This is a genomic window from Chitinophaga agrisoli (assembly GCF_008386695.1).
Lineage (GTDB): Bacteria > Bacteroidota > Bacteroidia > Chitinophagales > Chitinophagaceae > Chitinophaga > Chitinophaga agrisoli.
This window is the reverse complement of sequence record NZ_VUOC01000004.1, coordinates 368,779-384,262: the sequence shown is the minus strand read 5'-3', so window position 1 is coordinate 384,262 and position 15,484 is coordinate 368,779. Positions and strand designations below refer to the sequence as shown.

13 protein-coding genes are annotated in these 15,484 nt (G+C 50.0%); 6 read left to right on the top strand and 7 right to left on the bottom strand.

Features of this window, described 5'->3' with window-relative positions:
• Positions 1 to 7 precede the first annotated feature (7 nt).
• Entirely contained in the window at positions 8 to 1,600 is a 1,593-nt protein-coding gene (locus tag F0L74_RS20855) for a tetratricopeptide repeat protein (RefSeq protein ID WP_149839850.1), read from the bottom strand.
• 258 nt (positions 1,601 to 1,858) lie between these two features.
• Between F0L74_RS20855 and F0L74_RS20850 the strand changes: the two genes are divergently transcribed.
• From F0L74_RS20850 to F0L74_RS20840, 3 genes are all read left to right on the top strand, one after another.
• Complete coding sequence (locus F0L74_RS20850; RefSeq protein ID WP_149839849.1) at positions 1,859 to 4,618, top strand: TonB-dependent receptor; 2,760 nt, start codon at positions 1,859 to 1,861, stop codon at positions 4,616 to 4,618.
• A 43-nt stretch (positions 4,619 to 4,661) separates the two neighbouring features.
• Positions 4,662 to 5,924, top strand: coding sequence for a beta-helix domain-containing protein (locus F0L74_RS20845; RefSeq protein ID WP_149839848.1), 1,263 nt, complete (start codon positions 4,662 to 4,664; stop codon positions 5,922 to 5,924).
• Between the two features lie 144 nt (positions 5,925 to 6,068).
• On the top strand, positions 6,069 to 7,142 hold the full coding sequence (locus F0L74_RS20840; protein ID WP_246197780.1) for a phytase: 1,074 nt from the start codon (positions 6,069 to 6,071) through the stop codon (positions 7,140 to 7,142).
• A 51-nt stretch (positions 7,143 to 7,193) separates the two neighbouring features.
• On the opposite strand, the gene F0L74_RS20835 is transcribed toward F0L74_RS20840, so the two are convergent.
• From F0L74_RS20835 to F0L74_RS20825, 3 genes are all read right to left on the bottom strand, one after another.
• On the bottom strand, positions 7,194 to 7,820 hold the full coding sequence (locus F0L74_RS20835) for a hypothetical protein (protein WP_149839847.1): 627 nt from the start codon (positions 7,818 to 7,820) through the stop codon (positions 7,194 to 7,196).
• A gap of 79 nt (positions 7,821 to 7,899) precedes the next feature.
• Positions 7,900 to 8,511, bottom strand: a complete 612-nt coding sequence (locus F0L74_RS20830; protein WP_149839846.1) for a hydrolase — start codon at positions 8,509 to 8,511, stop codon at positions 7,900 to 7,902.
• Positions 8,512 to 8,603: 92 nt separating this feature from the next.
• On the bottom strand, positions 8,604 to 9,452 hold the full coding sequence (locus F0L74_RS20825; protein WP_149839845.1) for an alpha/beta hydrolase: 849 nt from the start codon (positions 9,450 to 9,452) through the stop codon (positions 8,604 to 8,606).
• 151 nt (positions 9,453 to 9,603) lie between these two features.
• Between F0L74_RS20825 and F0L74_RS20820 the strand changes: the two genes are divergently transcribed.
• Positions 9,604 to 10,239 (top strand): DUF4142 domain-containing protein, encoded by a 636-nt coding sequence (locus F0L74_RS20820; RefSeq protein WP_149839844.1) that lies wholly within the window; start codon positions 9,604 to 9,606, stop codon positions 10,237 to 10,239.
• 33 nt (positions 10,240 to 10,272) lie between these two features.
• Positions 10,273 to 10,884, top strand: a complete 612-nt coding sequence (locus F0L74_RS20815) for a DUF4142 domain-containing protein (RefSeq protein WP_213087042.1) — start codon at positions 10,273 to 10,275, stop codon at positions 10,882 to 10,884.
• Positions 10,885 to 10,980: 96 nt separating this feature from the next.
• On the opposite strand, the gene F0L74_RS20810 is transcribed toward F0L74_RS20815, so the two are convergent.
• The gene (locus tag F0L74_RS20810; RefSeq protein WP_149839843.1) at positions 10,981 to 11,517 is read right to left on the bottom strand and encodes a YceI family protein; all 537 of its coding nucleotides are present in this window, start codon (positions 11,515 to 11,517) and stop codon (positions 10,981 to 10,983) included.
• A gap of 79 nt (positions 11,518 to 11,596) precedes the next feature.
• On the opposite strand from F0L74_RS20810, the gene F0L74_RS20805 reads away from it, so the two are divergent.
• Positions 11,597 to 12,973 (top strand): exonuclease domain-containing protein, encoded by a 1,377-nt coding sequence (locus F0L74_RS20805; protein ID WP_149839842.1) that lies wholly within the window; start codon positions 11,597 to 11,599, stop codon positions 12,971 to 12,973.
• Positions 12,974 to 13,474: 501 nt separating this feature from the next.
• Here the strand turns inward: F0L74_RS20805 and F0L74_RS20800 are convergent.
• On the bottom strand, positions 13,475 to 14,095 hold the full coding sequence (locus F0L74_RS20800) for an energy transducer TonB (protein WP_188316089.1): 621 nt from the start codon (positions 14,093 to 14,095) through the stop codon (positions 13,475 to 13,477).
• Between the two features lie 130 nt (positions 14,096 to 14,225).
• Positions 14,226 to 15,245, bottom strand: coding sequence for an amidohydrolase family protein (locus F0L74_RS20795; RefSeq protein ID WP_246197779.1), 1,020 nt, complete (start codon positions 15,243 to 15,245; stop codon positions 14,226 to 14,228).
• Positions 15,246 to 15,484: the final 239 nt, after the last annotated feature.

Here is a 15,484-nt window from a genome sequence, read left to right as displayed (position 1 = left end):
ATAGATTTTAGAGCGACTGTATAAACGCGGTCAGGCTTTCGCCCTGTTCCATATTCAATTTCTTCCGCAGGCGGTACCGCATTACGCGTAAACTATCAGGCGATATTGATAGTAAGGTGGCAATATCCCCGGAGGGTAAATTCATTTTTAATAACGCTACCAGCCGCAGGTCACCTGGCGTTAAACTATCACAACACTGTTTGAGGTTATTATAGAATGTCTGATGCACCTGCTCAAACATATCCCGGAACTGTTCCCAATACCCGTCATGATGGAAGCTGTGGTTGATCTGCTGATGTAATTGTTTCAGCTGTTTTTTCTGATCGCGGCGGTCATCTTTCACCAGCTCATCAAGGCGGTTCCGTAACTCTTCCAGCAGCTGGTTCTTTTCGATGATATGCAGGGTATGCGTGGTCAACTCCAGTTTACGGTTCTCCAGTTCTGTTTGCATATTCTGTTGCTGCGTTTCCCAGGACCGGCGGTCCTGTTCTGCAAGTATCTGCGCATGCCGCATCCGCAGGCGTTGCCGGCTGATGATCACCGTGCCTAATACGATCAGCAGGGCAATCACGATCACCACCGCCACGCCAATCACCCCATTCATCTTGCGGGCGTTCTGCAGGCGCTCGATTTCATGGTTCTTTTTCTCCATATCGTATACGGTCTGCAGCAGGGCCACCTGTTTGCTGCTTTCGCGGGAGTAGATATCCAGCAGGTGTTTGCGGCTCAGCTCCAGGTAATAATAGGCGCTATCGTTGATGCCCAGGAGGTTATAACAGCGGGATATATCGCGGTAGGCGCCGCTGAGCTGGTACTGCTCATTGGTGACCAGGGCCAGGTCAAGGGCCTGCCGGGTCTGTGCCAGCCCTTCGCGGTAGCGGCCTGTTTTGCGGAGCACATCGCCCAGGTTATTCAACACCTCTATGCTGGCAATATAATCCCCCGTTTGCTGGTCTAAGGTCAGCGCCTGCCGGAAATAATGCCCGGCGGAGTCATATTTCTCCAGGTCTTCGTATATGCTGCCAATATTTTCGTAGATCTTGGCCATCCCCTTTTTATCATCCGCCTGGAGATAATGGGTGAGGGCCTGGCGCTGGAAGAAGAAGGCGCTGTCATACCGCTGGTTTTTCTCATACAGGTGGCCTATTTTTCCATAGGTCTCCGCCATGCCCGTCTTATTATGGAGCTCCTTATAGATAGAGAGGGCTTCGTCGTACTGGGCACGGGCCAGGTTACGCTGCCGGCTATAATAATATAAGATACCCACATCGTTCAGGTTATCTGCCAGCAGTTCCTTTTTACCGGTGGCCCGGAACAGGTTGGCCGCCTGCAGGTGGTAGTCCAGGGCCTGGGGATAATGCCCCAGGTGGTAGCAGGTATGGCCCATTTGCTGCAGGCAGAGGGCGGCGGTTACCAGATCTTTCTCTTCCAGCGCCTTATTATAAGCTTCCTTCAGCGCCAGAAAGGAGGAGTCCCGCAAGGGCAGGGGCGTTTCCGTAACCTGTTCAAACTGGCGCAGTTTCAATGTAAGTTCCTCCTGGGCAAAAAGGCGCAGGGAAATAAAGCACAGGAAGCTGACAATCAGGAACCTTGTTTTCATAAAACAAAGGACGCGCATCCATATTACCGGAGTGTTAACAAAACGGTTTCCAAGCTACAAATTGTTGCCCCTTAACATTAAGTTAATGTCCATTTTGTTACGGAAGTTACAGTTGATTATCAGTTTGTTAAGATGCCATTGTTCACATTGTTGCCTTCCTGTTTCCTTGATCTGTAACGCTGCTTCCTTTTTGTTCACGCCCTAAAGTTGGGTTTGCATGCTGGCAAATGCACCTTTGTCCGGTCAAAAAAATCCACTATGCACCGCAGATTATTTTTTATCCTTCTCTATGTGATCGCAGGTACGCTGCAGGCCCTGGCAGGCCCGGTAAAAGGACGGGTGGCAGACCAAACCTCTCATGAGCCACTGATAGGCGCCACCGTTGTGCTGGAAGAAAAAGGATTACATGATATCTCCGGTCTGGACGGCTCCTTTATTATAAAGAACGCGCCAGCGGGTACTTACCACCTCAGCATCAGCCTGGCGGGATACAAGACCCTGGTAAAGGAAGTGACCATCAGCGGCGATGCGCCCCTTAATATAGATATAGACCTGGAAGCAGATCATGATAAGACCCTGCACGAAGTAGTGGTAGCCGGTAAAACCAACCACGCCACGGAGGGTACGGCCCGCCAGATAGAAAGGAACGCTCCCCAGGTGATGAATGTGGTGTCCGGCCAGGCCATCCGCCTGTCGCCCGATCTGACGGTGGCCAATGTGATCCAGCGCATGTCCGGGATCTCCATTGAGCGTAATAGTAATGGTGACGGACAGTACGCTATTCTCCGGGGGATGGATAAACGCTATAACTATACCCTGGTAAACGGGGTTAAGATCCCCAGCCCGGATGATAAGTACCGGTATGTACCGCTGGATATCTTCCCTTCAGAGCTGCTGGACCGCCTGGAAGTATATAAAGCCCTTACGCCTTCTATGGAAGGCGATGCCGTAGGCGGCGCCGTGAACATGGTGATGAAGGACGCCCCGGATCACCTGTCTGTAGAAGCCAATATTGGTACCGGGTATAATGAGCTGTTCTTTGACCGTGATTTTCTGAGCTTCAATAAGGGCGCGGTTAATTTCAAATCGCCCTATGAGCTGCGTGGTAATCAATATAATGCCACGGCCGCTGATTTTAATAACGCTACATCTGATTATAGTACGCGCCGCCCTATGCCTAACCTGATAGGCGGCCTTTCCATCGGCAACCGTTTCCTGAATGACCGCCTGGGGGTGATCATAGCCGGCAGTTACCAGCACACTTACCGGGGCAGTAACAGCCTGTTCTTTGATACGGATAAAAGGGATACCCTCAGCGGGGTAGTGGTAACAAGTATGGAGAAACGTGCGTATTCTGAAGAGCAGCTGCGGTATGGGCTGCATGCCAAACTGGATTACCGCATCAACAGCCGTAACAGCCTGCAGTTATATAATGCGTATATGCGCCTTACCAATACACAGGTACGCGATGCGGTGGAGACGGAGTTGAGCATTGGCGATTATGACCCGGATAAAGGAAATGCTACCCTGGGCTATAAGACCCGGTCCCGTATTACCCAGCAGCAGATCTATAACAGCACCCTGCAGGGCGATCACCGCCTGGCGGATAAGCTGTTGCTGCAATGGTCTGCCGTTTATTCAAAAGCTACGCAAACGCAACCGGATAACACCACTATCCCTTTGTTTGGTATACAGGAGAATTTTGTGCAGCAACGTACCAACGTTGGAGACGCCACCCGCCGCTGGGAACATAACTCAGACCGGGACCTGGCGGGGTATCTGAACCTAACCTGGAACAAACCTGTAGCCAGCCTGCCGGTAGAATGGAAGATAGGAGGGCTCTACCGCGATAAGCAACGGGATAATTTCTACAACAACTACCAGTTCCATCCGCAGAACCTGCAGGCGCAATATGGGGTTGATTTTACAGACTATAAGGATATTGCCTGGGCGCTGGATAATCCCCGTGGCAGCGTAGGCTCCGCATTAAATTATACTGCCTTTGAAAAAACCGGCGCCGGTTACCTGCAGTTCAAGGTTAGCGCATCGCACCTGGAAGTGACCGGTGGCGCGCGGGCAGAGCACACAGACCAGGGTTATGCGATGAAGGCGCCCATTGGGGAAGACAATCCCACCGGTCACCAGGTATACACAGATGTATTGCCCAGCCTGCACTTCCGTTTTATGCCCTGGGACAAGACCAATATCCGCGCTTCTTATTTCCGCTCTGTGAACCGCCCGGGATTCTCTGAGCTGGTGCCCGGCCCTGTGGTAAGGGAAGAGTACCGCGAAACCGGTAACCCGGACCTGAAACACGCCATTGCAGACAATATAGACCTGCGTTATGAGTTCTTCCCCCGTGCTACGGAGCAGTTCATGGCAGGCGTTTTTTATAAACATATCAAAGACCCTATCGAGTTCACCCTGCAGCTGGAGCCGCGTTCCAATTTCCTGTACTATATGCCGGGCAATTTTGGTAACGCCAATAACTATGGCCTGGAGCTGGACTTCATCAAATACGTTAAACAGTTTGGCATAAAGGCCAATTATACCTATACCCATTCTTCTATTACTACGCCCAAGACAATTTATGTACGTACGGCCGCTAATAACGGAGACATTTTTACTTCCTCAGCAGACGAGACCCGCCCGCTGTATGGCCAGGCGGCCCATACCGGCAACCTTACCCTGCTGTACAAAAGCGGCCGCTATGGCTGGGATGTGCAGCTGGCGGGCAACTATACCGGTGAACGGATAGTGGTGGTATCCCAGTACCTGGGTGATGACCAGTGGCAGAAAGGTTTTGTGCAGATGGATTTCTCCCTGGAAAAATCGCTGGGCCATTTTGGCATCTTCGCCAAGGCTAACAACCTGCTGAACACGCCTATGGAGGTGTATGTGCGTAAACCGTACACCAATTCAAAGGCCATCCCTTACCAGTCGCCGGATGGCCGGGTGCTGATCCGCCGCGATTATTACCAGCGTACCTACCTGCTGGGCGCCCGTTATAAATTCTAAAAACAAATTGGACAATACATTATTAAATTAAACTGCTAACAACATGAAACATTCTTTTATTGCCCTGTCACTCACAGCGGTGGTACTGGCCAGCTGCAGCAAAAACAGCGATAACCAGCCTGCGCCTCCCACCGGCGGCGATACGACCTCTATCTCCGGCGATGTTTCCGGCACCTGGACAAAAGGTAACGTGTACAACGTAACCGGCTCTATCCAGATCGCAGAAGGCAAGTCCCTGACTATTGAAGAAGGCGTAACCGTATTGTTCAGCGATTCCATCGTAAAACCCGAAGTGATCGTTAAAGGGAACCTGTACGCCATGGGTACCGCACAGAGCCCGGTAAAATTCACTGTACCCGATAATTTCAAGACAGACAAGAATGCGTTTGGCGGTCTGTGGGGTGGTATTATTGCCGGTCCTAACAGCGCAGAGCTGGTGTTGCAATACGCCGTACTGGAGTATGGCGGCGCCGTGACTACAGAAGAATCTGCCTCCGTAAAAGCAGGTCTGTACAAGGGCGAAGCCGGCGAACCGGTGCCTGTTGTATACACCAGCAATGTAAACGGTAAATTCATCATGGTGAACAGCACCGTGCGCAATTTCCATGAAGACGGTATTTACCTGGAAGGCGGCCAGCTGCTGATCGCCAACAACCTGTTCCATACTACCGGCCTGGCTAACGGCGATGCCGTGAACATTAAATCCGGTTGTGTGGCAGACGTAGCCTTTAACCTGATCTACAGCCCCAATACCAACGGTATGAAGCTGTCTAACTCCGACGAGCGTACGCCGCAGGCAGACGTCATCGGGTATAACAACACCATCGTGAACGCTGGCTGGAGAAGGCCTACACCTAAAGGCGGCTCTATATGGGTAGAAGAAGGCGTGAAGGTGACCCTGTACAACAACATGCTGGCAAATGACCGTTTTGGTATCAAACGCGATGTAGAAGTTCCGGAAGATAACCGCTCCGTATTTGGTAATACTTTTTACTATGGTTTCCTGCAGGAAGGCGTAAACCAGTTCCAGCCTGGCACAGACATCATTGCAGGTACGGGTGATATCCGTGGTACTACTGCCGGCGCCAATGATCCCAAGTTCGTGAACTACCCTGTAAGCACGGATAAGCTGAATTCCACTTTCGACAATAGCTGGGATTTCCACCTGCAGGCAGGTTCTCCGGCGCTGGGCAAAGGAAAGACTGACTTTACGCCACATTTCAGCGCTACCGGCCTTACCGCCAATGGCGTTACGTTTAAATCGCCCGTGCCGGCCAACTATATCGGCGCGTTCGGTACAAAATAAAATACATAGCAAAAAACAAACACACAGCGTATAAAGCCGCCGGAAGTATAAAGTATAAGACGCACTTATACTTTATGCTTCCCGCTTTATATAATTAAACAGGGAAGAAGACCCTGCGTTGTGCAGCAAAAAAAACGATCAACAGTGAAATACATCATTCCCGTCCTCTGCTGCGCCTGGAGCCTGACGGCCTGCCAGGGCGCACAACAGGAGCCCGTTACAGAAAAGGATATAAAGGATACTGCCACCGTAAAGCCTTTAAAACCAGTAGTGGTAACGGAGCCGGTACAATACGATTCCGATGATCCGGCTATCTGGATCAACCCTGCAGACACCGCCCACAGCCTGATCGTAGGTACGGATAAGAACACGGATGGCGCCCTGTATGTATTTGATCTTGACGGTAAGATCGTCAAAAAAGTAGGCGGCCTTAAACGCCCTAATAATGTGGATATCGCCTATGGCCTGTCCCTGAACGGACAGCCCACAGATATAGCCGTTACCACAGAACGCGAGAACAACCGCATCCGCATTTTCCGCCTGCCGGATATGCAGCCGGTAGATGGCGGCGGTATTCCTGTGTTTGACGGCGAGCAGGAGCGGGCGCCCATGGGCATCAGCCTGTACACCCGCCCTTCTGACAAAGCTATCTTTGCCATCGTAGGCCGTAAGACCGGCCCGGACTCCAGCTATCTCTGGCAATACCGCCTGCAGGATAATGGTAAAGGCGAAATAGCCGCTACCGTAGTGCGCAAGTTTGGCCGTTACAGCGGTATTAAGGAAATAGAAAGCATTGCCGTGGATAATGAGCTGGGATATATTTATTATTCCGATGAGCAGGCCGGCATCCGTAAATATTATGCGGATCCGGAGAAAGGCAATGCAGAACTGGCCATTTTTGGAAAAGGAGAATTTAAGGCAGATAATGAAGGCATCAGTATTTACAAAACCGGGCCTGGCGCCGGTTATGTGCTGGTATCTGACCAGGACGCCAACAGCTTTAATGTGTACCGCAGGGAAGGAGCGGCCAATGCGCCCCAGCAGCATACCTTGTTGCAGCGCATACCGGTTTCCGCTATCAACAGCGACGGTTCAGACGTGACCAACCTGCCCATAGGCAGCCGTTTTCCCAAAGGGCTTTTTGTAGTGATGAGCACTGATCATACGTTCCATTACTACGACTGGCGCCAGCTGGAAGCGCAGATCAGCAATAAATAGGATTACAACGGACAGATAGAAAAGACCGTTTCCCGGAAGGGAGCGGTTTTTTTATTCCTCTTTGTTATATACAAACGCATTCCCCTGCAGGAGCGGATGGCCGCCTTTTAACTGCGGACCGGATAACTGGAGGCGGAAATCACGGAAGAAATATTCAAACAACCAGGGCTCAAATTTGAATTCAAAATAGTTGTGGTCATTGGATACCGGCACGACGGTACACTTTTCCGGGCAGAATTCAAACATCATTTCAATGGAATCCGGGTGCGGGCCTTCGTATCTAAAATAACCGTCGCTATCCGCAAAGTCTCCTTTAATAGTCTGTCCTGACCGCACTCTTACAAACACATATTTAAGCAGCTGCTGGTTGGGCTCCGTGATCTTAATGACCGTATTTTTTCCGGGTTGTTTGCTGCTGTTAACAAGGGTAAAGTCATGGTCCTGGCTGGTGACGCTTGTAAACTGGATGCTGTCATTCACGATCTTGTATTTACCCTTACCGTACCTGTCCAGCGCACCCTGGGAGAAAAAGAAATCAAAGCTGCTATCTGCATTTAACCGGAATCCGGAGGCTGTTTCCATAACGCCCCGCAGGTAATATTCGCCTGCCATGTTTTGTGCTGATATATTGTCCACACGGAAGAAGATAAGCAATAATAATACTGGTAGCGCTCTCATTTTGATGGGGTTTATACAAAGATCCTTTAAAATGAAAAAAGGCGCCTCATTTTCTTTGAGACGCCTTCCAATGATAATTTTATAAGGCCAGCTGCCTGGCAGATTGATGTTTGACCACAAAGGCGATGAGCTCATCCTGCGCAATGCCTGCGCGGGCAGCCGCGTCCTGTATATCCTCGCGGGATACGTTGGCGGCGAATGATTTCTCTTTCAGCCGTTTCTTTACGCCTTTAAGATCCATACCGCTATAACCTTCCGGCCGCATGAGGGAGTAAGCATGCACCAGGCCGGATAACTCGTCAAAAGCATACAACATCTTATCCATGGTGGTTTCCGGCTCCACGCCAAAATAGCGTGGCCCATGGGAGGCAATGGCCCGTATAATTTCCGGGCAAACCTGCCGCTGTTCCAGTTCCGCAATGATCTTATGGCAATGTTGCTCCGGCCACAGGTCCCAGTCGGCATCATGCAGCAGCCCGGCCATTTCCCAGCGCCATTGGCCTGCCTCGTCCAGGCCTTCCTGTTCCGCCGCCCAGCAGCGCATCAGGTAGCCTACCTGCCGCATATGCAGCTGCAGCCGCTCATTCTTTACCCATTCCATCAGCAGCGCATCGGCGGCTGAACGGCTTAGGGTATTGCCGGCGTTGGCCGGGTTGCCGAATGTATTCCTTCCTATAGGTATTATTTCCATGGCACTAAGCTGATTTGATGTATCATAATAATAATTAATTTTTTGGCATGGACCAATACGTCCATCACTCCGCACATCCGTCCATCAACCTGTTATTTTGTTATATTATCCAGCCATTTTTCCGCCAGCCCGGGCCACACATCCGCGGCGGGGTTACCGGGGCGTAAACCATAACCATGGCCACCATTAGGGTAAAAATGCAATTCTACCGGCACTTTCGCATCCCGTAGGGCGCCGGCCATTACCAGGGCGCTATTGCCATAATGATCATCCGCCGTAGCAAACAGGAACATAGGGGGCGTATCCTTATTTACGGTCAGCTCCGGGGTAAGGCCGCGGTTCGTTCCTTTATCGAGATAAGCGGGGTAGATGAGCACGGCAAATGCCGGTTTGCAGGAAAGCTCGTCTGCTTTATCCACTTTAGGATAAGTATCCTGCGTATACAGGGTGCTGGCGCGTGCGCTGAGGCTGCCGCCGGCGGAAAAACCCAGCACGCCTACACGATCCGGGTGAATGTTCCAGGTTTTGGCGCGGCTTTTCACCATGCGTATAGCCCTTTGCACATCCTGTAAGGCGCCTGCTTCTTTTTGTGGTACGCGGTACTGCAGTACAAATGCCGTATAGCCAAGGCCGCTGAGCCAGCGGGCTATCTCTTCGCCTTCCAGGTTAATGGCCAGTATGCTGTAGCCGCCGCCAGGGCATACAATGATGCCGGTTTGACGGCTGGCGGTGCTGTCTGCGGGCGGGTACACCGTAAGGATAGGATCTGTAACATCCGTTAGCCGTATTACGCCACGGCCGGTATCCGGCGTGGGTTTGGCGGCATGTTTGGCCGCCGTTTCGCCCGGTACCGCTCCCGGCCATAAATGGATCACTTGCTGTTGCTGCGCCAGGCTTTGTAAGCTGTTCATCATCATAAGGATGTATAAAAGATGTTTCATAAAGGGGAATTTATTCCATGTTTTAATTTACAAATTATGTCTTTTACGCTACAGATTTCCCGGTTTTTACCCTGTAAACTATTGAGAAGCAGGCCCCGGTACCCTTTTTGTTAAGGAACAGGTACATAGATTATTCACTAAAACGATAATTATGAAACGAGCATTCAACACGCCCCGGCCGTCAGACACAGCAGCAACCCATGCAAAGCCTTTTCGCCTCACAATCTGGAACGGCTTATTCCTGGCGGCTTTAATGCCCTGGATGTTGCAGTCCTGCGGCGGCGGTACCACCACCCACAATGACAGTGTAGATAGCGCGCAGACGGTAAACGAAACCACTGCGCCCGTGGATAATGAGTCTTCAGATTTTGCAGTTAAAGCGGCAGACGCCGGTATGACAGAAGTAAAACTGGGAGAGCTGGCCCAGCAGAACGCCAGCTCACAACGCGTAAAGGATTTTGGCAGTATGATGGTGCGCGATCACTCTAAAGCTAACGATGAGCTGAAGGGGATAGCATCCAACAAAAGCATTACCCTGCCGGACAGCGTAAGCGCAGAACATATGAGACATATGGATGACCTGAGCAAAAAGAAAGGCAAGGATTTCGACAAGGATTATATTGATATGATGGTGGATGGTCACCAGGATGTAGCGGATATGTTTGACAAAGCTTCCAACAATCTTAAGGACCCGGACCTGAAGGGTTTTGCTACTAACACCCTGCCTGTTATCAGGGCCCACCTGGACTCCGCCAAGGCGATACAGGAAGCAATGAAGAAGAAATAATGTGCGGATAGATCATTCACCAAAACGATAGTTATGAAACGAGCATTCTGGAAGGGTTTATTCCTGGCGGCTTTACTGCCCTGGATGTTGCAATCCTGCGGTGGTCCTACCAGCAAAAGGGCAGACAGTGACAGTGTAGACAGCGCCAAACAGCAAAATGAAGGCATAGCGGTAGATAACGATGTGTCGGATTTTGCGGTAAAAGCGGCGAGTGGCGGGCTTATGGAAGTTAAGCTGGGCGAGCTGGCCCAGCAGAATGCAAGCTCCCGGCGTGTAAAGGATTTTGGCAGTATGATGATCCGCGACCACTCCAAGGCCAATGATGAGCTGAAGGGGCTGGCAGCCGCCAAGACCATTACGTTGCCGGATAGTGTGGGAGATGAGCACCAGCATCATATAGACGAGCTTAAGAAAAAGAATGGAACAGCGTTCGATAAGGCATATATCGATATGATGGTGGACGATCATAACGAGGATATAGACATGTTCGACAAAGCGTCTAATAACCTCAAAGATCCGGACCTGAAAGGTTTTGCCGCCAAAACGCTGCCTGTTCTCCATACCCATCTTGATGAGGCTAAGAACATTCAGCAAGAAATGCGCAAACAAATGAATAATAGCAAGGACCCTGGCGCCCCACATTAAGATGAAGTAAAATAAATGAGTGTACGGAAAAGCCGTATAAACAAAAAGCCGGACGCAGGATCTGCCTGCGCCCGGCTTATTATTTTAACCAATGGCTTACGCCTGTTTTACCAACTCGATTTCCGCCAGTACCTTCACATCATCGCTTACCACCAGTCCGCCCGCTTCCGTGAGCGCGCTCCAGTTCAACCCAAAATCCTTGCGGTTGATCTTTCCGCTAATTGTAAAGCCCGCGCGGGTATTACCCCAGGGGTCTTTTACCACGCCGCCGAATTCAACGCCAAATTCCACTGATTTTGTTACATCCCGTATGGTCAGGTCGCCGGTAATGTTGTAAGAACCGTCATTATCCACGGATACATATTTGGTGGGTACAAACTTTATCTGCGGAAAACGGTGGTCGTCAAAGAAATCCGGGGAGCGCAGGTGCCGGTCCCGTTCTTCATTGCCGGTATGTACGGAGGCTGTTTCCGCTGTAAAAACTGCTTTGGCCGTCATAAAATCCTCGTCTTCCGTTTCCGCCTCCACGTGAAAATTGTGGAAGTGCCCGGATACGGTGGAGATCATCAGGTGTTTCACCTTAAAACTAATGTGACTGTGTACGGGGTCGATCGCCCATTTAGTGGTTGCCATAATCTGGGATATTTTTTTAGCGGTTAAGTAAGAATAGTTGTAAGGTACAATTTCGCGCGCAATTCGTAATTTTAACTAAATGTATGCCATTGTCGATATAGAAACTACGGGAGGCCATGCCAGCGCCAATGCCATTACGGAGGTAGCCATTTTTGTATATGATGGTACGGCAGTAGTGCAGGAGTACCATACGCTGGTGAACCCGCGGATGCCCATTCCCTATTATGTACAGTCACTTACCGGTATTACGGATGAAATGGTGGCCAGCGCCCCGGATTTTGAAGCCGTAGCGGCAGAGATCTATGATCTGCTGCAGGACAAGATCTTTGTAGCGCACAATGTGAACTTCGATTATTCTTTTTTACAATATCATCTGGGGGCCAACGGTTTTGAGCTGAAATGTAAAAAGCTCTGTACTGTAAGGCTGGGCCGTAAGATCATACCGGGGCTGCCTTCCTATAGCCTGGGCAATCTTTGCCGTTCGCTGAGCATACCCATTCTGCAGCGCCACCGGGCCACGGGCGATGCCGCCGCCACCGTAAGCCTGTTTGCCCTGTTGCTGCAGCGGGATACCCAGGACGCCATTGCCGGCGCTCTGAAGGTGGGCTCCAAGGAGCAGTTCCTGCCGCCTAACCTGCCACCGGAGCAGGTAAAGCAGTTACCGTTATCGCCGGGCGTGTATTATTTCCATGACCAGAAGGGGGAGGTGCTGTATGTAGGCAAGGCCCGGAATATCCGTAAAAGGGTAAACAGCCATTTTACAGGTAATAATGCCGGTCCTAAACGGCAGGCTTTTCTGCGTAACATCTTTAGTATCAGTTGTGAGATAACAGGTACGGAGTTGATGGCGGGAATCCTGGAATCTGTGGAGATCAAGCGGCTCTGGCCGGTATACAATTACGCCCAGAAACATATGGAGTTCAATTTTGGATTCTATTGTTTTGAGGACCAGGACGGTTACCTGCGGTTAGCGATTGAAAAGAAACGGAAATATACTACCCCGCTGCACGTGTTTAAGCTGCTGATAGAAGGGCACCAGCTGTTGCGGCAGCTGATCCGGCGGTTTGACCTTTGTCCGCGGCTTTGTTTCCTGCAAAAAGGCAACGGGGCCTGTTTACCATTACAGGAACATACCTGCCACGGGGCTTGTGAAAAGAAAGAAAGCGTAACAATATATAATCAGCGGGTACAGGATGCTATCAACTGGTTGCAGCAACAGCAGCCATCATTTGTGATCCTGGGGCATGGCAGGGACAGGGAGGAGCAAAGCTGTATACTTATGGAAAAAGGGCGGTTCTATGGGATGGGGTACCTGCCCCGCGAGATAGCCGTTACCGGTAGTGAAAACCTCAAAGAATGGCTTACGCCTTACCCGGAAAATGAATATATCCTGGGCCTTATCAGGCAACATGCTGCAGGCAAGGCGGCGGGTCTTTTAGAGATCAGATCTTCCTAAAAAAACAACAGGGCATTTTGCCAGCAGTTCAACCGCTTTTGGTGGTGGGAGGGAGCATCACCCTTACCGCAGCACCAAAAGTAATTTTACTGGAGACAAGATCCCCGTTAGGCCGGAGGCCATTTTTTTGAAATAAGTAAGATGGACAGCAGTGAAGCTGTTGCGCAGGTATGGGCGATGACTGTACGGTGAAGCAAATAACGTACAGCATCTACATATCCTGGTACCGCATCCGGTACAGTGTCGTCCTTACAATGTTGATTTGCCTAATGGGCAGTAATGCAGGGCTTCTCTATGCAGTCAGCAGCACTAAAACTGTGTCCTGTTGATCCATTTGTGCAGATTAAAAAAACATGTCTGCTGATCATACACGGAAAGGCCCTGCGCTCATTATAGCAATAACATCATAAACCCTGGACAAGCAGGCAACAACGTTCACGTAAAAGCAGCAATAGGAGAGGAGGCTTTAGCCTTTACAGGCATTGGGCGCCCTTCGCAAAATTATTGCTGTTGTAAAAGGAATTTCACGGGCAGTTCAAAGTACATGCTCACTATGCGTCCGTCATAGCTTACAGGTGTGAACTTTAACCCTTTAACTGCTTCAACAGCAGCTTCTTCAAGACCATAACCCAGTTTGGTCATAGGCTCTACTTCGCTGATCTGGCCTTGCTTGTCAACTACAAAGGATACGTAAACAGTGCCATTAACACCATTTTCCTTTGCCTTAAAGGGATACTTTAAGTTAGCGTACAGCGCTGCGGTTGCATCAGCCAGCTGTTGTTTCTGATCCGCGGTGTACACGATCGTGCTAAACACGGAATCAGGTTTGCCATTGCGCTGACGGATCCAATAAGCGTCAGCTACGGTGTTGTCCTGGATAGTGTAACCGTGCTGGGTCATTCTGGAATCAAAGTAGTTGTAAGACCACCGTCCAGGTTTCAGCAGGTTTTCACCGCCTTCTCCGTTCAACTGCAAAAACGTGTTAGTACCGTTATCGCCTTTGTTGATAATAAAACGGATGGCACCGTTCTTATAATAAACGGTATCATTGGACGCCTTCGATTGCAGAGAGCAGCACAGCGCCATAATTAATACGGCTGCTCCTAAGAATTGCTTCTTCATAGGTCGTTGTTTTATTGATGTAGGATGATTGCTTCCATTGTTGTGTTTCGGTTTCATAAGTGTATTTGTTTAACGATAAAATATAATCCCCCACGCATTGAGTCATCCGGGCATCATCCTTACGGCTACATCAATCGGGGAAAGCCCCTTTATCGATTCCCGGGATAATCTTCAATGCGTTCTTATAATAGATCTTTTTTAGTATCTCATCTGGCAGGTGCATCCCATACATGCGCCAAAAGGCGTGATATTTTTTATGGTACGGAAAGTACTCATCCGCTGTTTCCAGCACACGGAAATAAGTAGCGTATTCCGAAGGCACCCACGAATCTTTACCGAATAAGATCCGGTCCTGGTATTTTTCAAAGAACTCCCGGGCCCTGATGGGTTGCCGGCCTAATTCCGCTATCACTGCGCCAAACTCCACATACATATTAGGTATAACCTCCATCAGGGCGCTTAATTTGTCCAGGTCATTTGCATACCAGCCAAAATGCGCATTGATGAAGGTGGTTTGGGGATGTTTTTTAAACATCCGGTGTTGTTCCTCAATGATCTGTTCCCAGGGGGCGGGGTTTTTAGGCCCGCGTTGCCTGCCGGGATGGGAGACCAGCTCCAGCCAGCGCTCATTATGCTCATCCATGGGCTCCCAGAACGGTTCCGGATCTGCCGCATGTATAAGTACCGGTATCTTCAAAGCGGCGCATTTGTCCCAGATGGCATCCAGCCGGGGATCGTCAATTGTCACACGTTTACCGGTATTGTCCTTTACGCTTAATCCCAGTGTCTTAAATATCTTTAGCCCGCCTGCGCCATGTTGCACATCTTCCTGCAGCTGTTGCACTGCTTTCTCTGTCCAGCCGGGCTTTCCTATTCCGTCAAAATCAATATTGGCAAATACAATGAACCGCTTTGGCGCGTGCTCTTTTATATTATCTGCCATTTCTTTCAGGCGGCTGCCGTTGCTGCCGCTCAGGTTCACCATTACCTGCATGTGCAGGGCGTCCATGTCCTTTACGAGGCCCGCCAGGTCCTGGCTGCCCATATTCCATTGATGATTATGCACATCAATGAAGGGATATTTAGCCCGGCTAAGCGGATGTTCCGGCACTTTTAAGGTGGATACCGGATCGTATTTCTCGAAATCCATATGGGTGTTTTCTGCCGATTGGCCTTGTGCGCAACCGGTGATTATGATACCTGCCCATATTAAGAATGCGTGTCGGCGCATGGTTCGGGTAATTACAAAATCATGGCTCAAATTACAAATTTTTAAGAGATTAGAATAATTTATATAAGTTTTTTTAACCGTTTATTTATTAACACCATGTGTTTATCTTAACCTATGGCGGTAAGTGATTTGTAATCATATATTTTCAGATGAAAGGT